The sequence below is a fragment of the Rathayibacter sp. AY2B9 genome (assembly GCF_002931595.1).
Classification (GTDB): domain Bacteria; phylum Actinomycetota; class Actinomycetes; order Actinomycetales; family Microbacteriaceae; genus Rathayibacter.
Genome location: NZ_PSUB01000005.1, coordinates 167652 through 187922, shown reverse-complemented (window position 1 = coordinate 187922; position 20271 = coordinate 167652). Strand labels below are relative to the sequence as shown.

Below are 20271 nucleotides of genomic sequence, written 5' to 3'. Positions count from 1 at the left end.
CGTCCGGGCAGCCCGGCTCAGCGAGCGGTGTCGTACTCGGCCGGGACCGCGAGGCGCTGCCCGGGCTCGACGCCCGCGCTCGAGAGCTGGTTGAGGGAGAGGATGTCGTCGACCACGTCGCGCGGGTCCGCCTGCGGGGCGAGCTCCTCGGCGAGCGACCAGAGCGACTCGCCCGCGTGAACGGTGACGTACTGGAACTCGACCGCAGCGGCGTCGCTCGACGCGACCGCTCCACCGCCGTTGAGCCCGAAGGCGAAGGCGCCCGCCACGATCGGCAGGGCCCCCAGAGCGGCCACCACGGCGCGGCCGCGGCGCGTGAGGCGCAGACGGGTGCGGACGATCCGCGCTTCGCCGAACGCGCTCATCGGCTCGGGAGCGGACGGCAGTACCTCGACGGGCCGAGCCGCGGACGAGCGCTGGAGCGGGCGGGAGGTGAGCTGTGCGGTCATGGGATCGCTCCTTTCAACAGGGATTCGGGGAGGCCCTCGGCCGGGAGGGCCGCCCCGAACGCCTGTACCGAACATATCTTCGAACGACGGAGCGGTCAAGGGACCGTTCCGGCCGATCCGCGGGCGGACTCGCGCGCGACACACTCGAACGAATGTTCCGCGTCGTGAGTTCCGGCGGATACAGTTTCGAGAGCCTGGTCGTAGTAGAGCAGCGACCACCGACATTCCTTGTCGGGTCGCGACCGGGCGGGCGCGCACGCGGCGTGCGCACCGGGAAGAGGGAGCATCGTGAGCGACGCGCAGAGGGCCGGGACCCCGGCCGCCAAGACGAAGGCGGCCGCAGGCCGGCGCCGGAAGAGCCTGAGCGCCAAGCAGCTCGCGATCCTCGACGCGATCCAGCGCTCGGTGTCGAGCCGCGGCTACCCGCCGAGCATGCGCGAGATCGGCGACGCGGTCGGCCTCGCCTCGCTGTCGAGCGTCACCCACCAGCTCAACCAGCTCGAGCTCAGCGGCTACCTGCGCCGCGACCCGAACCGGCCCCGCGCCCTCGAGATCCTCATCGACGTCCCCAGCTCGACGGAGGACGACGGGTCGTTCGAGTCGACCGCGACGGTCGGCGACGCGGCGATGGTCCCCCTCGTCGGCCGGATCGCGGCGGGCGTGCCGATCATGGCCGACCAGCAGATCGACGAGGTGTTCCCGCTTCCCCGGCAGCTCGTCGGCAAGGGCGAGCTCTTCATGCTCAAGGTCGTCGGCGAGTCGATGATCGACGCCGCGATCTGCGACGGCGACTGGGTCGTGGTCCGCTCGCAGCGCACCGCCGAGAACGGCGAGATCGTGGCGGCCATGCTCGACGGCGAGGCAACCGTCAAGGTGCTGCGCCAGCGCGACGGCCACACCTGGCTGCTGCCCCGCAACTCCAACTTCGAGCCGATTCTCGGCGACGAGGCAGAGGTGCTCGGGAAGATCGTGGCGGTCCTCCGCTCGGTCTGACACCGGGCGTGCAGGAGGGGCCCGACCGGCGTGCAGCCGGTCGGGCCCCTCCTGCATTCGACGGGCACGGGCGATCGGGGCGCGCGCCCCTCCGTCGCGGTCACGGGAAGGCGGAGGAGAGCTGCCGACACGAGATCGCCGAACCCTCCGACCTCCGGAGCGGGTCGATGATGCGGGACGCCGCACCCCCTCCCGGATGCGCCGAGCGCCCGCCGCCCGGACGGGGAGACAGGCGCTCGGGTGGTGGCGATCAGGCCTGGACGGCCGCGCGCGGAACCGCGAACTCGGTGAGCGAGCCCGCCAGGTCGGCGTGCACGAGGGCGACCACGTGGGTGCCGCCCTCGACGTACTGCGTCGACAGGATCCGGCCGCTGCGGTGCAGATGCGAGATCACGTCGCCCCGGTCGTACGGCACGAGCAGGTCGATCTCGACGTCCGGCTCGGGCAGGATCTCGGCGATCCGCGCCTCCAGCTCGTCGATGCCCTCGCCGCTGCGCGCCGACACGAAGACCGCGTCGGGAGCGAGACCGCGCAGCACCAGCCGCGTGCCCTCGTCCACCAGATCGGCCTTGTTGAAGGCGATGATCTCGGGGATGCTTCGGGCGCCCACCTCGCCGATCACGTCGCGCACGGTGGCGATCTGCCCGGCCGGATCGGGGTGGGAGGCGTCCACGACGTGGACGATCACATCGGAGTCCGCGACCTCCTCGAGCGTCGACCGGAAGGCCTCGACGAGCTGGTGCGGAAGCGCTCGCACGAAGCCGACCGTGTCGGCGAGCGTGTAGAGGCGCCCGTCCTTCGTCTGGGCCTTGCGGACGGTGGCGTCGAGGGTCGCGAAGAGCGAGTTCTCGACGAGGACGCCCGCGTGCGTCATCCGGTTCAGCAGGCTCGACTTGCCGGCGTTCGTGTACCCCGCGATCGCCACCGAGGGGACGGCGTTGCGCTTGCGGTTCGCGCGCTTGGCCTCGCGGGCGGGCTTCATCGCCGTGATCTGCTTGCGCAGGCGCGCCATGCGGGTGTGGATGCGGCGACGATCGAGCTCGATCTTCGTCTCACCCGGACCGCGCGAGCCCATTCCGGCTCCCGCGCCCACCTGACCGCCGGCCTGGCGGGACATCGACTCGCCCCAGCCGCGCAGTCGCGGTAGCAGGTACTCGAGCTGCGCGAGCTCGACCTGCGCCTTGCCCTCGCGGCTCTTCGCGTGCTGGCTGAAGATGTCGAGGATCACCGCGGTGCGGTCGATCACCTTGACCTTCACCACGTCCTCCAGCGCGCGGCGCTGGCTCGGTGCGAGCTCGGTGTCGGCGACGACCGTGTCCGCACCGAGGGCCGCGACGAGCCCCGCGAGCTCCTGGGCCTTGCCCTTGCCGAGGTAGGTGCTCGGATCGGGGTGCGGGCGGCGCTGGAGCAGGCCGTCGAGGACCGTCGCTCCCGCCGTCTCCGCGAGCGCTGCGAGCTCGTGCAGCGAGTTCTCCGCGTCCTCCAGAGAGTTCTGCGAGTACACGCCGATGAGCACGACGTTCTCCAGGCGCAGCTGGCGGTACTCGACCTCCGTCACGTCCTCGAGCTCGGTCGAGAGGCCGGCGACGCGTCGCAGCGCCTGCCGGTCGTCGCGGTCGAACTGCTCGCCGTCGCTGTTCTCGCCCTCGTGGCCGGCGCTCTGCAGCGCCTGGGCTCCACCCGCGACGAAGCGCGAGTACCCCGCCGAACGCGACTGCGCGTTCGCCAGGACCCTCGAGACGACGTCCACGGCCTCGGTCGTGTCGGTCTCGTTCAGGTCTTCCGTCATCCGGATAACACTAACTCCTCAGGTCTTGATAGGTTCACTTCTCATGGCCGCCGAGCACTACTTCTCGAGTACTCCCGACGGCGACCTCCGGCCCCGCAGGATCCAGGCCCGCCTGGCCGGCCGCGACCTCGAGGTCACGACGGCAGGAGGGGTGTTCAGCCCCGGTCACGTCGATCTCGGCACACGCGTCCTGCTGGACGCGGTGCCCGACGCCCCCGCTGACGGGGACCTGCTGGACCTCGGCTGCGGCTGGGGCCCGATCGCCCTCGCGCTCGCCCTCGCCTCCCCCGACGCCCGGGTGTGGGCAGTCGACGTCAACCAGCGGGCGCTCGAGCTGGTCCGTCGCAACTGCGAGGAACTCGGCGTCCTTAATGTCAACGCCGTGCTGCCCGAGGATGTTCCCGACGACGTCCGCTTCCGCACCGTGTGGTCGAACCCGCCGATCCGCATCGGCAAGGAGGAGCTGCACCTCCTGCTCGAACGCTGGCTGCCGCGGCTCGAGGAGGGCGCGGACGCCTGGCTCGTCGTGCAGCGCAACCTCGGCTCCGACTCGCTCCAGACCTGGCTGGGCGCCGCGTTCGCCGGGCGGCTCGACGTGGAGCGCGTCTCCTCGGCGAAGGGCTTCCGCGTGCTGCGGACGACCCGCCTGGCCTGACCGGGTCCTCAGTCGATCCGGATCGTCCCGGTGAAGACGAGGTCGGCCGGGCCGGAGAGCCCGACGTGCTCGCCCTCCTCCGCCGCGAACATCGTCACGCCGAGCGTGCCGCCCGGGACCTCCACGCGCCAGGCCTGCGGAGCGCGCGCTCCCGCCCAGTAGCGCACCGCCAGTGCCGCCGCCGCGGCACCCGTGCCGCAGCTCAGGGTCTCGCCGCTGCCGCGCTCGTGCACGCGCATCCGGATCCGCCCGATCCCGTCGTGGACCAGGGGCTCGCCGGGAACCACGAACTCGACGTTCGCGCCGTCCTCGAGCTCCGGGTCGAGCTGCGGGATGTAGGAGAGGTCGGCGGAGTCGAGCTCCTCGTCGTTGCTGAGGGCGACGACCACGTGCGGATTGCCGAGGTCGATCCCGAGACCGGGGCGCGCGACCTTGAGCTCCTTCGCCCGCACCAGGGGCTCGCCGCCCGCCAGCTCCCAGCGGCCGAGGTCGACCTGGAACCCGGCACCGCTGCGGGTGACGTCGCGGACGCCGGCGCGGGTGCCGATCGGCAGGGTGTCGCCGGGCTCGAGCGCCGCGAGGCCGCCCGCGAGCAGGAACGCGGCGTAGACGCGGATGCCGTTGCCGCACATCTCGGCGATCGAGCCGTCGGCGTTGCGGTAGTCCATGAACCACTCCGCCTCGCTCTCCTCGGCCAGAGCCGCGGCGCCCTCCGGGATCGCGCGGGAGCGGACGGCACGGATGACGCCGTCGGCGCCGACGCCGAAGTGGCGGTCGCAGATCATCGCGATCTGCGCGGGCGAGAGGTCGACCTCACCGTCCGGGTCGCTGAAGAGCACGAAGTCGTTGCCGGTGCCCTGGCCCTTGGTGAAGTGCAGCTCGATCGTCATGGCGCACAGCCTAGCGAGGAGCGGGAGCGGCGGCCTGGGCGGCGGCGTGCGCCCGCGACACCAGGTCCGGCGCGTCGTACGGGAGCCGGTGGGCGCCGGCGTAGCGCCGGAACCAGCTGTTCTGCCGACGTGCGTAGCGGCGCGTGAGCGCCTGCGTCGCCGCGATCGCCTCCTCCTCGCGGAGGACGCCGGCACGCTGGGCGAGCGCCTGGGCGTACCCGATGGCCCGCCCGGCTGTGACGCCGCGCTCCAGGCCGAGGGGGACGAGCCGCTCGACCTCGTCGAGCATCCCGGCCGCCCACATCCGCTCCACCCGCCGGTCGAGGCGCTGCACCAGCTCCTCCCGCGGAGCCTCGAGGAACAGGATCGAGGCGGGGCGCCACCGAACCGGCTCGTCGGACATCAGCGCGCTGTGCGTGCTCCCGCCGGTGAGCTCCGCGATCTCGAGCGCGCGGACGATGCGCCGGGCGTTGTGCGGACCGATCCGCTCGGCCACTCCGGCGTCGATCCGGCGCAGCCGCTCGACGAGGGCGCCCAGGCCCTCCCGCTCGGCGGTCTCCTCGAGCCGGCGCCGGACGGCCGGGTCGGTGCCCGCGAACGAGAACTCGAAGACGACGCTGGAGACGTACAGACCGGAGCCCCCGACGAGGATCGGCGTCGCCCCGCGCGCCAGCACGCTCTCGATCACGCGCCGCGCCTCGCTCTGGTAGCGGGCGACCGACGCCTCCTCCGTCACGTCGAGGACGTCGAGCAGGTGGTGCGGGACGCCCCGACGCTCGTCGGCGGGCAGCTTCGCGGTGCCGATGTCCATCCCGCGGTAGAGCTGCATCGCGTCGGCGTTCACGATCTCAGCGGCGCCGCCGTCCTGCCGGATCGCCTCGGCGAGCTCGAGCGAGAGGTCGGACTTGCCCGTGCCGGTCGCGCCGACGACCGCGATGAGCTCCGGCGCGGTATCGGGGGCTCCGGTCTCAGCGCTCGCCATCGAGGGCGTCGTAGATCGGCGTCGTCAGCGTGCCGGCGTCGCGCACGCGCAGCGACGGCAGGCCCAGCGAGACCCGGGGCGCCCCGCTCGCGCCCGGGGCGGCCGGAACTCCGCAGGACTCGGTCTGCGCCCGGTCCCAGGCGTCGCCCGCGCGGGTGCGGCGGATGCGGAGCGGCGCGCCGTCGGGCGAATCCGCCAGGAGGTAGAAGGGGGCGGCACGGGTGACCCGGACGGAGACCACGTCTCCGGGACGCGGCTGCTCGGAGCCCTCGGGCACGTCGAAGTGCACCAGACGGCTGTCCTCGGCGCGTCCGCTCAGCCGGTGCGTCTCCGTGTCGCGACGGCCCTCGCCGGTCGCGACGAGGACCTCGACCTCTCGGCCGACGACTGCGCGGTTCTCCTGCTCGCTGATCGCGTCCTGCAGGGCGACGAGCCGCTCGTAACGCTCCTGGACGACCGCCTTGGGGATCTGGTCGGGCAGCGTCGCGGCCGGGGTGCCGGGCCGGATGGAGTACTGGAAGGTGAAGGCGGAGGCGAAGCGGGCCGCCTCGACCACCCGCAGGGTCTCCTGGAAGTCGGCCTCCGTCTCGCCGGGGAAGCCCACGATGATGTCGGTGCTGATCGCCGCCTGCGGGATGCGATCGCGCACCCGGTCGAGGATCCCGAGGAACTTCTCGGAGCGGTAGGAGCGGCGCATCGCCTTGAGGACGCGGTCGGAGCCGGACTGGAGCGGCATGTGCAGCTGCGGCATCACCGCCGGCGTCTCGGCCATGGCGTCGATCACGTCGTCGGTGAAGGCCGCGGGATGGGGGCTCGTGAAGCGGATCCGCTCGAGCCCGTCGATGGTGCCCGCCGCGCGGAGCAGCTTCGAGAACGCCTGGCGGTCGCCGAACTCGACGCCGTAGGAGTTCACGTTCTGGCCGAGAAGGGTGACCTCGATCGCGCCGTCGTCCACGAGCGCCTGGATCTCGGCGAGCACGTCGCCGGGACGCCGGTCCTTCTCCTTGCCGCGGAGCGAGGGGACGATGCAGAAGGTGCAGGTGTTGTTGCAGCCGACCGAGATCGAGACCCAGCCGCTGTAGGTCGAGTCGCGCTTCGTGGGGAGCGTGGAGGGGAAGACATCGAGCGATTCGAGGATCTCGAGCTGCGCCTCGTCGTTGTGGCGGGCGCGCTCGAGCAGGCTCGGGAGGGCACCCATGTTGTGCGTGCCGAAGACGACGTCGACCCACGGGGCGCGGTCGAGGATGACGTTCTTGTCCTTCTGCGCGAGGCAGCCGCCGACCGCGATCTGCATCCCCTCGTGGCGGCGCTTCACCGACGCGAGGTGGCCGAGGTTGCCGTAGAGCTTGTTGTCGGCGTTCTCGCGCACCGCGCAGGTGTTGATCACGACGACGTCGGCCTCGGCTCCATCGGCGGACACGTAGCCCGCCGCCTCGAGCGAACCGCTCAACCGCTCGGAGTCGTGCACGTTCATCTGGCACCCGAACGTACGGACCTCGTAGGTCCTCGGCCAGGTCTCGGCGACGGGCGACGGGGCGGTACCGAGCGTGCTCATGGTGTGGGATTCTACGCTCCGGTCGGACCGCTCCCGGCCCGCCGTGTCAGCGGAAGCGGACGCTCGACCCCGGCTTGCGGATCGTCTCGCGGACGACGCGCTGCACGAGTCCGCCGGCGTAGCCGCGGCGCGCGAGGAATCCCGTGAGCCGGCGCTCGGCGACCTCGTCGGAGAGCGAGCGCAGGCTCGGCAGGCGCTTGCGCGCGAGCTCGAGCGCCGTGCGGTACTCGTCGTCGCCGTCCAGCTCGTCGAGCGCTGACGCGATCGCCTCGGGGTCGATCTTCCGCGCGCGCAGCTCCTGCTGGATGGAGGAGCGGCCGAGCTTCTTGCGGTCACGGAGCGAGACGACCAGCTGCTCCGCCATGCGGAGGTCGTCGAGGTAGCCGAAGCGCGTGAAGCGCTCGAGGATCTCGAGGGCGTCCTTCTCGGCGACGCCCTCCGTGTAGAGGCGCGCCTCGACCTCGGCGACCGAGAGGCTCTTGCGGGAGAGCCCCCGTACGATCCGATCCGCGACCTGCTCGGGATCGATCTCCTCCGGGATCTCGATCGCGTCGTCGTCGTCCTCGTCGTCCGCGTTCTCGACGAACGCCGGCGCGCGCCGGGCGACATGAGCCGAGAGCTCGGCGATCCGCTCGGAGGCCGGAGACGCGGCGCCCCCGACGGCGGAGCCTTCCGACCCGCCTGCGGCCACCCCGGGAGCACTGGTACGCGGCGTTCCGGCTCCGGACGGATCCGGAAGCGACCCGGCCCCGTCGGCGTCCGGCGCCGCCGGAGCCCAGCCGTCGTCGCCCGCCGCACCCCGGTCGACCCAGGGCAGGAAGGCCACGGGGCGGCCCTTCGCCCCCTCCGCGGCCTTCTCCGCCACGGGCTAGGCGCCCTTGCGCACGGGCTGCTTGGTCTCGATCGCGACCGGCGCGGCCTCGACGGCCGCGTTCGGGTCGACGATCACGCCGAGCTTGACCAGGATGCGCTTCTCGATCTCGGCGGCCACATCGGGGTTGTCGATGAGGAACTGGCGCGCCTTCTCCTTGCCCTGACCGAGCTGGTCGCCGTCGTAGGTGTACCAGGCGCCCGACTTGCGGACGATCTCGTGCTCGACGCCGAAGTCGATCAGGCTGCCCTCGCGGGAGATGCCGACGCCGTAGAGGATGTCGAACTCGGCCTGCTTGAAGGGCGGGGCCATCTTGTTCTTCACGACCTTGACGCGGGTGCGGTTGCCGACCGCGTCGGTGCCGTCCTTCAGCGTCTCGATGCGGCGGATGTCGAGGCGGACCGACGCGTAGAACTTGAGCGCCTTGCCGCCCGCCGTGGTCTCGGGGCTTCCGAAGAAGACGCCGATCTTCTCGCGCAGCTGGTTGATGAAGATCATCGTGGTGTTCGTGGTGTTCAGTCCGCCGGTCAGCTTGCGCAGCGCCTGGGACATGAGGCGGGCCTGCAGGCCGACGTGGGAGTCGCCCATCTCACCCTCGATCTCGGCACGCGGCACGAGGGCCGCGACGGAGTCGATCACGATGAGGTCGATCGAGCCCGAGCGCACGAGCATGTCGGCGATCTCGAGCGCCTGCTCTCCGGTGTCGGGCTGCGACACGAGGAGGGAGTCGATGTCGACGCCGAGCTTCTTGGCGTACTCGGGGTCGAGCGCGTGCTCCGCGTCGATGAAGGCGGCGATGCCGCCGTTGCGCTGCGCGTTCGCGATCGCGTGCAGCGTGAGGGTGGTCTTTCCGGAGGACTCGGGGCCGTAGATCTCGACGATGCGGCCGCGGGGGAGCCCGCCGATCCCGAGCGCGACGTCGAGCGCGATCGAACCGGTCTGGATCACCTCGACGGGAGCGCGGTCGTCGCTTCCGAGGCGCATGACGGCGCCCTTGCCGAACTGGCGGTCGATCTGGGCGAGTGCGGTCTCGAGGGACTTCTCGCGGTCGGAGGAACTGGGCATGGCCGTCTCGCTCTCGTGTTCGTGGTGGTGTCGCCTACAGGCTGTCGCGACATGCCGGTGACTGTCGGAGTGACAGTGCCGGCCGGCTGCGACAAGGCGGTGAAGCAGGTCCGTTCAGGTGTCTCCGACGGTACGCCCGACCACCGACATCGGGGCCGAGCGAGAGCGACTCCGTGGAGACGGGGCCGTTCCTGCTTCTGTGGAGGAGCCTAGACCCGTTCGAACACGGATTCGAGCACGAGCCATCGGCGTGTCGAACACGGCTTCGGCGACGGGAGCGTCAGCGGTGGCGCTTCCGCGGATCCACGCCGTGCCACCGGGCCTCCGGGACGTCGTTGGCGCGGCAGAGGGCGAGCCAGACCTCGCGCGGCTCCGCTCCGTCCGCGAGGGCGCGCTCGGCGGTGCGGCCCCCGAGCTCGGTCAGCACGAGGTCCGAGACCAGGACACGGGCATAGGCGCCGCCGAACTCGTCGTCCACCAGCTGCCGGAACTCGCTCAAGCGCATGCGTCCACGGTAGCCGCTGCCCGGAGGCCGCACTCCCCCGGGAACGCCGAAGGGCGCCCGGCCGGAGCCTGGGCGCCCTTCGCGTGGAACGGGTGCGGTGAGTGGAGGGGACGGGGGGCCGACTACTGCGTGACGAGGTCCGCGTCGAAGCCGGCGACCATGTCGGCCGGAATGGTGTCGGGGATGGTGTCGATGCCCTCGATGACGGCGAGACGATCGCCGACCTCGCGCATGATCACCGAGATGGGGGTGTCGAGGGCGTCGGCGACAGAGGCGAGGATCTCCGAGGAGGCCTCCTTCTGACCGCGTTCGACCTCGCTCAGGTAGCCGAGCGCAACGCTCGCCTTGCTCGCCACCTGACGGAGCGTACGACCTTTCTGCAGGCGAAAGTCCCTGAGGACATCGCCGATCTCCTGACGAACTAGAACCACTGGACCCTCCTTCTCCACGTCAACCGCATGTCGTGCACCTGCACCGCGAACACGAGCGCCGGAGATTCCGGAGCGGGTGATCGGGGGGCTGGGACGAGAGAACCGGATAGCTGTTCACTACCCGGTTCGTATGGTGTCGACTCTAATACCGGATGACTGGACTTTGCGTGTGAGCGACACCAGTTGTAACCGGGCCGCAATGCGGCGCATTCCGATTCCCGGAGGGCCCTCGCTGGGTATCCGCCTCATGCGCCGCGGGAGATCAGCTCCGCGCCGAGGGCGAGAGCCGCGTCGACCGAGGCGGCGCGGATCGCGGCGCGGTCGCCGTCGAACCGGTGCTCACGGACGAGCTCGTCCTCGCCGAGTACGGCCGCCACGAAGACGGTGCCGACGGCCGCATCCCCCTGCGGATCCGGACCGGCGACCCCCGTCGTCGCCAGGCCGAGCGTCGGACGCCCGTCGGCTGCGAGCCGCGAGGACGCTCCGCGCGCCATCTGCACGGCGACTCCGGGATCGACGGGCCCCCGCTCGCCGAGGACGCGCGCGTCGACCCCGAGGAGCCGGTCCTTGAGGTCGGTGGCATAGCTCACCACTCCCCCGCGGTACACGGCGGAGGCGCCGGGCACCTCCACGAGGGCGGAGCTGAGCGCGCCGCCGGTGAGCGACTCCGCGACGGCGAGGTCGACACCCCGCCGCCGGAGCTCGGCGATCAGCTGCGCGGCCGTCACCGCGTCGACCGGGCGGCCCGGCTCTGGCGGGCGGCGTCGGCGAGGTAGTCGATCCCGGTGGCGACCGTGAGCACCACCGCGGTCGTCATCGTGATCCCGTTCAGCCAGTGGACCCACTCGCCGAGGACGGCCCAGAGCGGCAGCAGAGCGAGGGAGATCGCGATCGACTGCACGATCGTCTTGAGCTTGCCGCCCCGTGACGCCGGGATCACCCGGTCCGAGAGCACGGCCATCCGGAAGACGGTGATGCCGATCTCGCGCACCAGGATGACGATCGTCACCCACCACGGCAGCTCCGCGAGGATCGAGAGCCCGACGAGCGCCGCACCGGTCAGCACCTTGTCGGCGATCGGATCCAGGAGCTTGCCGAGATCGGTCACGAGGCCCCGGCTCCGGGCGATGTGCCCGTCGATGCCGTCCGTGGCGATCGCGACGATGAAGAGGAGCGCCGCGGCGATCCGGATCCCGCCGTCCTGCCCCCCGTCGGCCAGCAGGAGCCAGAAGAAGACGGGCGCCAGCAGGATCCGGACGACCGTGATCGCGTTCGGCAGGTTCCAGTTGCCCGACGCGGCCGGAGCCGGTGCGGTGGGGTGGGTCATCGTGCTCCGCCGTTCCTCGCAGTGCGGGCGACCGGGACGGTCACTCGCGTCCCGTCAGCGTCCAGGCGTCCTCGCCGGACCCCTCGTCGTCGTCGTGGTAGTCGGTGGCGGCGGGCCCCGTCGGCTCGGCCAGCGGATCCGCGTACGGGTCCGGGGCGACCGAGGACGGCGCGGCCGGCCCCTCGCCCGGGTCCTCGCCGCGCATGCGCGCGAGGACGCCCGGCAGCTGCTCGGCGGTGACCAGCACGTCGCGGGCCTTCGACCCCTCGGAGGGGCCGACGACCTCGCGCGACTCGAGCAGGTCCATCAGCCGGCCGGCCTTGGCGAAGCCGACGCGGAGCTTGCGCTGCAGCATCGAGGTCGAGCCGAACTGCGTGCTGACGACGAGCTCGGCCGCCGCGACCAGCAGCTCGAGGTCGTCCCCGATGTCGGAGTCGATCTCCTTGCGCTGCGCCTGCACGGTGATGTCCTGGCGGTACTCGGGCTGCGCCTGACGGGTGACGTGCTCGACGACCTTCGCGATCTCGTCCTCGCGGACCCAGGCGCCCTGGACGCGCATCGGCTTGTTGGTGCCCATGGGGAGGAAGAGGCCGTCGCCCTGCCCGATGAGCTTGTCGGCTCCCGGCTGGTCGAGGATGACCCGCGAGTCGGTCACGCTGGTCACCGCGAAGGCGAGGCGGCTGGGCACGTTCGCCTTGATGAGGCCGGTCACCACGTCGACGCTCGGCCGCTGCGTGGCCAGCACGAGGTGGATGCCCGAGGCGCGCGCGAGCTGGGTGATCCGCACGATCGAGTCCTCGACGTCGCGCGGGGCGACCATCATCAGGTCGGCGAGCTCGTCGACCACCACGAGGAGGTACGGGTACGGCTTGAGGACGCGGCTGCTGCCCGCCGGGAGCTTGATCTCGTCCGCGCGGACGGCCGCGTTGAAGTCGTCGATGTGACGGAACCCGAACGACGCCAGGTCGTCGTAGCGCATGTCCATCTCCTTCACGACCCACTGCAGCGCCTCGGCGGCCTTCTTGGGGTTCGTGATGATCGGAGTGATCAGGTGCGGCACTCCGCCGTAGATGGTGAGCTCCACGCGCTTGGGGTCGATCAGGACCATGCGCACGTCCTGCGGGCGCGCGCGCATCAGCAGGCTCGTGATCATCGAGTTGACGAAGCTGGACTTGCCGGAGCCGGTGGAGCCGGCGACCAGGAGGTGCGGCATCTTGGCGAGGTTCGCCACGACGTAGCCGCCCTCGACGTCCTTGCCGACGCCGATGGTCATCGGGTGCGTGGACGTCGTCGAGGCCGGCGAGCGGAGGACGTCGCCCAGCGAGACGATCTCGCGGTCCGTGTTGGGGATCTCGACGCCGATCGCGCTCTTGCCCGGGATCGGGGAGAGGATCCGGACCTCGTTGCTGGCGACGGCGTAGGAGAGGTTCTTGCTGAGCGCGGTGACGCGCTCGACCTTGACGCCGGGGCCGAGCTCGATCTCGTAGCGGGTGACGGTCGGGCCACGGGAGAAGCCGGTGACCGTCGCGTCCACGTTGAACTGCTGCAGCACCTCGGTGATGGCGCGGACCATCTCGTCGTTGGCCGCCGAGCGCGCCTTGGAGGGCGTGCCCGTCGAGAGGGCGGCCGCCGAGGGGAGGCGGTACGGCGCGTCGTCCTCGAACGAGGAGTCGAAACCGGCGGTCGGGTCCTCCTCGGCGAAGGGCGCGATCGGGCCGGTCTCGATGACGGGCGGGATCGGGACGGCGGGCGCCACGTCGAGGCGGTCGAGCCGGATGACCTCGGTCGCGTCGTCGTCGACCACGCCGGTCGCGCCGCGGGGAGCGCCCGTCTGCTCGAAGCGGGCGAGCGCCGCCTCGGCGGTCTCGGCCTCGGCCAGCACCTCGGTGGCGTAGGAGCGGGTCGGCGGGTGGGCCTCGTCGTCGCGCTCCTCGAGCGCGGTGTCGAAGCCCTTCGCGCGGCCGCGGGCCGGCGCGGCGCCCTCGATGACCTCGGTGAAGGAGTCGATCGGGAGCTCGGTCTGCACGGTCGGCTCGTCCTCGCGCCCGGACTCGGTGCGCCGCCACCAGGGCAGCTCTCCGCCGTCCTGCTGCGCGTCCTCCTCCTGCTCGGCCTCCGCCTTCGCCGCGGCCTTGGCGGCGGCCCGCTCGGCCTTGAGGCGGGCGCGCTCCTCGTCGTCGAGAACGGGGGCGCCGAAGAGGTAGCCGTAGAGCTCCCGCGAGCGCGCGCCGATGCGGTTCGGCGGGGTCTTGGTGATGATGAACAGCGACAGCAGGATCACGAGCGACAGCAGCACGGTCGCGCCGGGGACGGTGGCGATCGCCGCGAGCGGAGCGCCTACCAGCCAGCCGAGGACGCCTCCCGCTGCCGCCATGGTCTCGATTCCCTGGCCGGGCTGCGGCAGGCCGAGGTGCGCGTGGCAGATGCCGGCGGAGGCGACGAGCAGCGTGATGAGGCCCACGCCGATCCGTCCGTTGTCGTCGACGGACCGGGGGTGCCGGAAGAGCCAGAGGGAGAAGAGGAGCAGGACGACCGGCAGCACGTAGGCGACACGGCCGAAGAAGCCGCCGAAGCTCCACGCGTCGAGCACCAGGGCGACCGGGTCGGTCGCGAGGAACCACTCGACGACCGCGCCCGCGACGGCCAGCAGCAGCAGCAGGAAGGGGACGCCGTCGCGGCGCTCCTCCTTCGCCAGCCGCTCGGGACCGAGGGCGCGCGCGGCGCCGCCAGCGAGGTGGGCCAGCGCCATCCAGAGCCGCACCGCGGGGTTGGTGCGCGGGGCGGACTCGAAGGCCACCGTCTTCGTCTCGGCGGCCGCCTTGCCCGAGCCCCGGCCGGATCGCGGCGCGCCGGAGCGCGGAGTCGCGCTGCCGCGCCCGCGCGAGGTCGTCTTGGTACTGGTCGCCATGAGGCCACCGTACCCGCCGCCCCCGTCAGGGCCGGTGACCCGCGCCGCGACGGCCGGCGCCGATCGGCCGCCGGCCGGGAGGCTCAGGCCTCGATGACGAGCGGCACGATCATGGGCCGGCGGCGGTAGGAGGTGTTGACCCAGCGGCCGACGACGCGACGGACGGCCTGCGAGAGCGTGTGCTGATCGCTCGCCCCGTTCCGCACCGCCTCCTCGAGCGCGGCCGCGATCCGCGGCTTGACCTCGTCGAAGACGCTGTCGTCCTCCGCGAAGCCCTTCGCGTGGATCTCGGGGCCGACGACGATCCGCCCCGTGCCCGCCTCCACCACCACGATGATCGAGATGAAGCCCTCCTCGCCGAGGATCCGCCGGTCCTTGAGGTCGGCGTCGGTGATCTCGCCCACCGACGATCCGTCGACGTAGACGAACCCCAGGTCGAGCCGTCCGACGACGGTCGCCCTGCCGTCGAGCAGGTCGATCACGGTGCCGTCCTCGGCGATGATCGTGTTCTCCTCCGCGATCCCGGTCTCGCGCGCGAGCTGCGCGTTCGCGACCAGGTGCCGGTACTCGCCGTGCACCGGCATCACGTTCAGCGGCTTGAGGATGTTGTAGCAGTAGAGGAGCTCGCCGGCCGCGGCGTGCCCGGACACGTGCACCTTCGCGTTGCCCTTGTGCACGACGGTCGCTCCGAGCCGGGTGAGCCCGTTGATGACCCGGTACACCGCGTTCTCGTTGCCGGGGATGAGGCTGGAGGCGAGGATCACCGTGTCGCCCTCCCCCGGCTCGATCTGGTGATCGAGGTTGGCCATCCGGCTGAGGACGGCCATCGGCTCGCCCTGCGACCCGGTGGACATGTAGACGATCCTGTCCTCGGGGACGTCGCCCGACTTCTTCATGTCGACCAGGACTCCCGGAGGGACGTGCAGGTAGCCGAGATCCGCGGCGATGCGCATGTTGCGGACCATGGAGCGGCCGAGCAGCGCCACGCGGCGGCCCGTGGCGTGAGCCGCGTCGAGCACCTGCTGCACCCGGTGCACGTGGCTGGAGAAGCTCGCGACGATGACACGGCGGGTCGCCCTGGCCATGACGCTCTCGATGACCGGGCCGATGTCGCGCTCGCTCGGCGTGAAGCCGGGGACGTCGGCGTTGGTGGAGTCGACCATGAACAGGTCGACTCCCTCCTCGCCGAGGCGGGCGAAGGCGCGCAGGTCGGTGATCCGGCCGTCGAGCGGCAGCTGGTCCATCTTGAAGTCGCCGGTGTGCAGCACCGAGCCCGCGTCGGTGACGATCGACACGGCCAGCGCGTCCGGGATCGAGTGGTTCACGGCGACGAACTCGAGCTCGAAGGGCCCGAGGTTCTCGACGTCGCCCTCCTTCACCGTGAGCGTGTACGGCGTGATCCGGTGCTCCTTGAGCTTCGCCTCGACGAGGGCGAGCGTGAGGGTGGAGCCGATCAGCGGGATGTCGCGCTTCAGGCGGAGCAGGTAGGGGACGGCACCGATGTGGTCCTCGTGGCCGTGGGTGAGGACCACTCCGACGATGTCGTCGAGCCGGTCCCGGATGGGCGTGAAGTCCGGGAGGATCAGGTCGACGCCCGGCTGGTCCTCCTCCGGGAAGAGCACGCCGCAGTCGACGACCAGGAGCCTGCCGTCGATCTCGAAGACGGTCATGTTGCGGCCGATCTCGCCGAGGCCGCCGAGGGGGATGATCCGGAGCGTTCCCGGAGCGAGCGGGGCGGGGATGATCACGGGACCGGGCATGCGCCCTCCTTCTCCAGCGGTGCTTTCTCGGGACGTGCCGCTCGGGCTCAGCGGGTGGTGCCGGCGACCTTCGGGAGGGCGCCGCCGGCCGCGGCGTTGCGGTCGGGCCGGAAGTTGCGGAAGTCGACGCCCGGGATGTCGCGGACCAGGCCGAGCTCGTCCTCGATGAGCGCCGCCTCCGACTCCTCCGGGCCGACCAGGGGCAGCCGCACGCGCGGCGAGGAGATGCGGCCGAGGCCGTGCAGGATGTACTTCGCGGCGACGGTACCGGGGACGTGCGTCATCACGGCGCGCACGAGCGGCTCGAGCTGCTGGTGTGCGCGGGTGGCCGCGTGGAGGTCGCCCGCGTTCACGGCGTCGACGATCGTGCGGTACGGCGCGGCGGCGATGTTCGCGGTGACGCCGATGAGCCCCGTGGCGCCGATGGCGAGCTCGGGGAGCACGTTCGCGTCGTCGCCGCAGAAGTACATCAGGTCGGTCTGGTTGAGCACGCGGCTGACCTCGGAGAGATCGCCCTTCGCGTCCTTCACGGCCAGGATGTTCGGGTGCTTGGCCGCCCGCAGGATCGTCTCGTAGCGGATCGGCACGCCGGTGCGGCCGGGGATGTCGTAGAGGATCACCGGCAGGTCCGTCGCATCCGCGATCATCCGGAAGTGGGTGAGCACGCCCGCCTGCGTGGGCTTGTTGTAGTACGGGGTGACGATCATGTTGCCGTCGGCGCCGGCCTTCTCGCTCTGACGGGCGAGCTGCATGGCGTGGGCGGTCTCGTTCGAGCCGCCTCCAGTGATGATCTTCGCGCGGCCCCCGGCGACCGAGCGGCCGACCTCGACGAGGCGGATCTTCTCCGGGTCGGTCAGGGTGCTGGTCTCGCCCGTGGTCCCGGTGACCACGATGCCGTCCGCGCCCGCTGCGATGCAGTCGTCGATGTGCTTCTCGACACCGGGCCAGTCGACCTCGCCGTCGGCGGTGAACGGGGTGACCAGGGCGACCAGGACCTGGCCGAAGGGATTCTCCGGAGTTGACACGCTGCCAGGGTAGCGGGTCGCCGCCGCGCCGCCGGGAGGAGGTTCCCGGAGCCGCCCGCGCGGACGGCAGCACGCGGATCGGGCGGGACGGCCCGCTCGTCCTCGCCGGGCGGCGGGCTACGGAGCGACGCGGCCGTTCGCGGTGAAGGCGGCGGCCGTGAGGGGCATCAGCTCCTGGAAGTGCGTCTCCATCTGCTCGGCCGCCATCTCGATCTCGCGCTGCGGGAAGGAGGGGAACGTCGAGTCCTCGCGCTTGGTGCGCAGGGAGAGGAAGTTCATCAGCGAGCGGGCGTTGAGCGTGACGTACATCGACGAGTAGATGTTCAGCGGGAGGACGATCCGGGCGACCTCGCGGGCGACGCCCTCGCCGAGCATCCGCCGGTACGACTCGTAGGCCTGCGTGCTGACGCGGCGCGTCTCCTCGGCGACGAGCTCGGCCTGCTCGGGGGTGCCCGGCTCGAAGGAGTAGGCGCCGGGCTTGCCGACCTGCACGAGATTACGGCGGGGGCCGGGCACGTAGAAGACCGGACGGAGCTCGCGGTAACGGCCCGACTCCTCGTTGTAGGAGGCGATGCGGTGCCGCATGAACTCGCGGAAGACGAAGATCGGCGCCTGCACGTAGAAGGTCATCGAGTTGTGCTCGAACGGCGAGCCGTGGCGGTCGCGCATGAGGTAGTTGATCAGGCCGCGGTCGCGCTTGCGCTGCAGCTCGGCGTCGGACTCCTCGCCGTCGAGCGCCTCGGCGAGTGTCTTCTCGCCCTGGGTCGAGACGCGGGCCGCGAACAGCACGTCGGAGTCGTGGGCGCTCGCGCGGACCAGCTCGACGACGACATCGCTGCGGAAGACGGGACTGCTCGGGTCTGCGCTGAGGCTGCTCTGTTCGGTCACGGATCGAACCTAGACCACGCTTTGACCGCGGCCGTCGTCACATCCCGAAACAGTCGTCCGCGCAGCGCCTGCGCCGACCTACGCTTCCCGGATGGAGCCCGTGACGATCCTCGCCGCACTGCTCGGCCTCGTCGTGCTGGGCGTCGTCCTCGGGGCTGTCCATCGGGCCCGCTCCGGGCGCGTCGCGGGCGTCCCCTCGCGCCAGGGCCCCGCGATCGACCCCGGCGAGCTCGTCCCCGGCGCAGTGCTCGGGACCCGGGCCACAGTCGTGCAGTTCTCGACCGACGTCTGCACGCGGTGCCCTGCAGTGCGACGGATGGTCGGGGAGCTCGCCCAGCAGCGGCCCGGGCTGGCGCACCTCGACGTCGATCTGACGCACCGCCCCGACCTCGCGGCGCGCTTCCGCGTCCGGCAGACGCCCACGCTCCTCCTGCTCGATCGAGACGGAGTGCCGCGCAGCCGCGTCGGCGGCGCTCCGACCCGCGCCGCCCTGACCATCGAGCTCGACCGACTCCAGGAGACATGATGAGCACCCGCTCCCCCTCCACCAGCGGCGCCACTCCCCCGTCCGGCACCGTCGATCCCCGCGGCCCGAGGGTCGCCGCCGGAGTCACCGCCGCACTCCTCCTCACGGCCGTGGGCCTCGGGCTCGCGGCCGCGGCCCGGGCCGACCTCGACGGCCGGCTCTCCCAGCCCGGCTTCCTCCTGCTGCTGGCGCTCGCCGCCCTCTTCGCCTGGTCGGCCGCGCGCGGCGTCGGCTCCGGCCCCTGGGCGGTGCTGTTCCGCCGGGTGGTCCGGCCGCACCTGGCACCGCCGCGCGAGTGGGAGGACGCCCGCCCGCCGCGCTTCGCCCAGCTGATCGGCCTGGTGGTGACCGGCGCCGGCGTCCTCCTGCACGTCGCCGGCGTCCCGGGATCGGTTCCGGTCGCCGCGGCCGTCGCCTTCCTCGCCGCCTTCCTCAACGCCGTGTTCGGCCTCTGCCTGGGCTGCGAGCTCTACCTCGTGCTCGCGCGGGCCGGCCTGGTCGGGCGCTCGGCCGGCTCCCGGGCGTGAGGCTCTAGGCTGAGTCCGCTTCGCGGGCGGCCCGCGACCGGCTCCGGGAGGCACCATGAGCGACTCATCCGCACGGCACTCCGACCACGACGGGATCACGGACTCCGGCTCGCCGCGGCGCGCCGCGCGCACGCCGGGCGAGCACGTGTCGACGCCGTCCGAGCTGCCCTCGGCCCGGCCGGATGCGTCCGCTCCCCGGCTCCGCGTCCTGATCTCGGGCGCCAGCGGGATGATCGGCTCCGAGCTGACCCGCCAGCTGCGCGCCGAGGGGCACGAGATCCTGCGCCTGGTGCGCCACGCGCCGTCGAGCCCGGACGAGTTCCACTGGGCGCCCACCTCGCACATGCTCGACTTCAGCGTGCTCGACCGCGTCGACGCCGTGATCAACCTCTCCGGCGCCTCGATCAGCCGCCTGCCGTGGACCGCGTCCTACAAGCGGGAGATCCTCGACTCGCGGATCCAGTCCACGCAGACCCTCACCGACGCGATGCGGATGTCCTCGACCCCGCCGACGACGCTGATCAACGCCTCCGCGGTCGGCTACTACGGAGACCGCCCGGGCGAGGAGCTCACCGAGCAGTCCTCGCGCGGCGACGGGTTCCTCGCCGACGTCGTCGACCGCTGGGAGAAGGCCGCCCACCTCGCGCCCGAGGCCACGCGGGTGGTCACCGCTCGCACCGGGCTCGTCCTCGGCGACGGCGGCGCGCTCAAGCCGCTCCTGCCCCTGACGAAGCTCGGCCTCAGCGGACCCCTCGGCAGCGGCAACCAGGCCTGGCCCTGGATCAGCCTCTACGACGAGGCCGCGGCGATCCGCCACCTGCTCACGTCCTCGCTCTCGGGCCCGGTGAACCTCGCCGGACCGGTGCCGGCGACCGCGAACGACGTGATGCGCACCCTCGCCGAGCAGCTGCACCGCCCGTTCAAGCTGGCCGTCCCCGAGAAGATCATCGAGCTCGCGCTGCGCGACGCCGGGCACGAGCTCCTGCTCTCGAGCCAGCGCCTGGTCCCCCAGCGGCTGCTCGACGACGGCTTCGAGTTCCGCCACCGCACGGTCGGCGCGGCGCTGGAGTGGGTGCTCGCCTGATCCCGGCCGCCCGAGCGGTTCTCGCCCGGAGAGCCGCGCTC

The 20271-nt window shown here is 71.9% G+C and carries 20 protein-coding genes; 5 read left to right on the top strand and 15 right to left on the bottom strand.

The features are described 5' to 3' along the window. Positions 1 to 17 precede the first annotated feature (17 nt). A complete protein-coding gene (locus C5C25_RS07200; protein WP_308470716.1) occupies positions 18 to 449 on the bottom strand; it encodes a LysM peptidoglycan-binding domain-containing protein in 432 nt (143 codons plus the stop codon). Between the two features lie 288 nt (positions 450 to 737). Here C5C25_RS07200 and lexA point away from each other — a divergent pair, with 288 nt between their 5' ends. Further along, positions 738 to 1442 carry a transcriptional repressor LexA gene (gene lexA, locus C5C25_RS07195; protein WP_104224482.1) on the top strand — a complete coding sequence of 235 codons (705 nt, stop codon included), beginning with the start codon at positions 738 to 740 and terminating at the stop codon, positions 1440 to 1442. A gap of 250 nt (positions 1443 to 1692) precedes the next feature. On the opposite strand, the gene hflX is transcribed toward lexA, so the two are convergent. Further along, a complete protein-coding gene (gene hflX / locus C5C25_RS07190) occupies positions 1693 to 3231 on the bottom strand; it encodes a GTPase HflX (protein WP_104224481.1) in 1539 nt (512 codons plus the stop codon). Between the two features lie 43 nt (positions 3232 to 3274). Between hflX and C5C25_RS07185 the strand changes: the two genes are divergently transcribed. Further along, the gene (locus tag C5C25_RS07185; protein WP_104224480.1) at positions 3275 to 3886 is read left to right on the top strand and encodes a class I SAM-dependent methyltransferase; all 612 of its coding nucleotides are present in this window, start codon (positions 3275 to 3277) and stop codon (positions 3884 to 3886) included. A gap of 8 nt (positions 3887 to 3894) precedes the next feature. Here the strand turns inward: C5C25_RS07185 and dapF are convergent, their stop codons facing one another. From dapF to thyX, 13 genes are all read right to left on the bottom strand, one after another. After that, the gene (gene dapF / locus C5C25_RS07180; protein WP_104250184.1) at positions 3895 to 4776 is read right to left on the bottom strand and encodes a diaminopimelate epimerase; all 882 of its coding nucleotides are present in this window, start codon (positions 4774 to 4776) and stop codon (positions 3895 to 3897) included. Positions 4777 to 4786: 10 nt separating this feature from the next. Beyond that, positions 4787 to 5758: a tRNA (adenosine(37)-N6)-dimethylallyltransferase MiaA gene (gene miaA, locus C5C25_RS07175; protein ID WP_104233272.1), complete on the bottom strand. Its 972-nt coding sequence runs from the start codon at positions 5756 to 5758 to the stop codon at positions 4787 to 4789. Continuing rightward, positions 5745 to 7313, bottom strand: coding sequence for a tRNA (N6-isopentenyl adenosine(37)-C2)-methylthiotransferase MiaB (gene miaB / locus C5C25_RS07170; RefSeq protein WP_104250183.1), 1569 nt, complete (start codon positions 7311 to 7313; stop codon positions 5745 to 5747). The genes miaA and miaB overlap by 14 nt, the downstream gene beginning before the upstream one ends. Positions 7314 to 7359: 46 nt before the next feature. Next, positions 7360 to 8139 carry a regulatory protein RecX gene (locus tag C5C25_RS07165; protein WP_181133657.1) on the bottom strand — a complete coding sequence of 260 codons (780 nt, stop codon included), beginning with the start codon at positions 8137 to 8139 and terminating at the stop codon, positions 7360 to 7362. 42 nt (positions 8140 to 8181) lie between these two features. Next, positions 8182 to 9249 (bottom strand): recombinase RecA, encoded by a 1068-nt coding sequence (recA, locus tag C5C25_RS07160; protein ID WP_104224475.1) that lies wholly within the window; start codon positions 9247 to 9249, stop codon positions 8182 to 8184. Between the two features lie 280 nt (positions 9250 to 9529). Further along, positions 9530 to 9754: a DUF3046 domain-containing protein gene (locus C5C25_RS07155; protein ID WP_104224474.1), complete on the bottom strand. Its 225-nt coding sequence runs from the start codon at positions 9752 to 9754 to the stop codon at positions 9530 to 9532. Positions 9755 to 9876: 122 nt separating this feature from the next. Continuing rightward, a complete protein-coding gene (locus C5C25_RS07150) occupies positions 9877 to 10185 on the bottom strand; it encodes a helix-turn-helix domain-containing protein (protein WP_068207524.1) in 309 nt (102 codons plus the stop codon). Positions 10186 to 10430: 245 nt separating this feature from the next. Then, on the bottom strand, positions 10431 to 10913 hold the full coding sequence (locus C5C25_RS07145; RefSeq protein WP_104224473.1) for a CinA family protein: 483 nt from the start codon (positions 10911 to 10913) through the stop codon (positions 10431 to 10433). After that, the gene (pgsA, locus tag C5C25_RS07140) at positions 10910 to 11512 is read right to left on the bottom strand and encodes a CDP-diacylglycerol--glycerol-3-phosphate 3-phosphatidyltransferase (protein WP_104250181.1); all 603 of its coding nucleotides are present in this window, start codon (positions 11510 to 11512) and stop codon (positions 10910 to 10912) included. Before pgsA ends, C5C25_RS07145 begins: the two co-directional genes overlap by 4 nt. A 40-nt stretch (positions 11513 to 11552) precedes the next feature. Next, entirely contained in the window at positions 11553 to 14420 is a 2868-nt protein-coding gene (locus C5C25_RS07135) for a DNA translocase FtsK (RefSeq protein WP_104250180.1), read from the bottom strand. Positions 14421 to 14503: 83 nt separating this feature from the next. Then, on the bottom strand, positions 14504 to 16180 hold the full coding sequence (locus tag C5C25_RS07130) for a ribonuclease J (protein WP_104250179.1): 1677 nt from the start codon (positions 16178 to 16180) through the stop codon (positions 14504 to 14506). A 47-nt stretch (positions 16181 to 16227) separates the two neighbouring features. Beyond that, positions 16228 to 17205 (bottom strand): 4-hydroxy-tetrahydrodipicolinate synthase, encoded by a 978-nt coding sequence (dapA, locus tag C5C25_RS07125; protein ID WP_104224469.1) that lies wholly within the window; start codon positions 17203 to 17205, stop codon positions 16228 to 16230. A 117-nt stretch (positions 17206 to 17322) separates the two neighbouring features. Then, positions 17323 to 18093, bottom strand: coding sequence for an FAD-dependent thymidylate synthase (gene thyX, locus C5C25_RS07120; RefSeq protein ID WP_104224468.1), 771 nt, complete (start codon positions 18091 to 18093; stop codon positions 17323 to 17325). 91 nt (positions 18094 to 18184) lie between these two features. Between thyX and C5C25_RS07115 the strand changes: the two genes are divergently transcribed. The 3 genes from C5C25_RS07115 to C5C25_RS07105 are packed head-to-tail and all read left to right on the top strand — an operon-like array spanning position 18185 to position 20230. Next, the gene (locus C5C25_RS07115) at positions 18185 to 18619 is read left to right on the top strand and encodes a thioredoxin family protein (RefSeq protein ID WP_104250178.1); all 435 of its coding nucleotides are present in this window, start codon (positions 18185 to 18187) and stop codon (positions 18617 to 18619) included. Continuing rightward, complete coding sequence (locus C5C25_RS07110; protein WP_104250177.1) at positions 18619 to 19146, top strand: DUF4395 domain-containing protein; 528 nt, start codon at positions 18619 to 18621, stop codon at positions 19144 to 19146. Before C5C25_RS07115 ends, C5C25_RS07110 begins: the two co-directional genes overlap by 1 nt. A 55-nt stretch (positions 19147 to 19201) precedes the next feature. Then, positions 19202 to 20230 carry a TIGR01777 family oxidoreductase gene (locus tag C5C25_RS07105; protein ID WP_104250176.1) on the top strand — a complete coding sequence of 343 codons (1029 nt, stop codon included), beginning with the start codon at positions 19202 to 19204 and terminating at the stop codon, positions 20228 to 20230. The last annotated feature ends 41 nt before the right edge of the window (positions 20231 to 20271 follow it).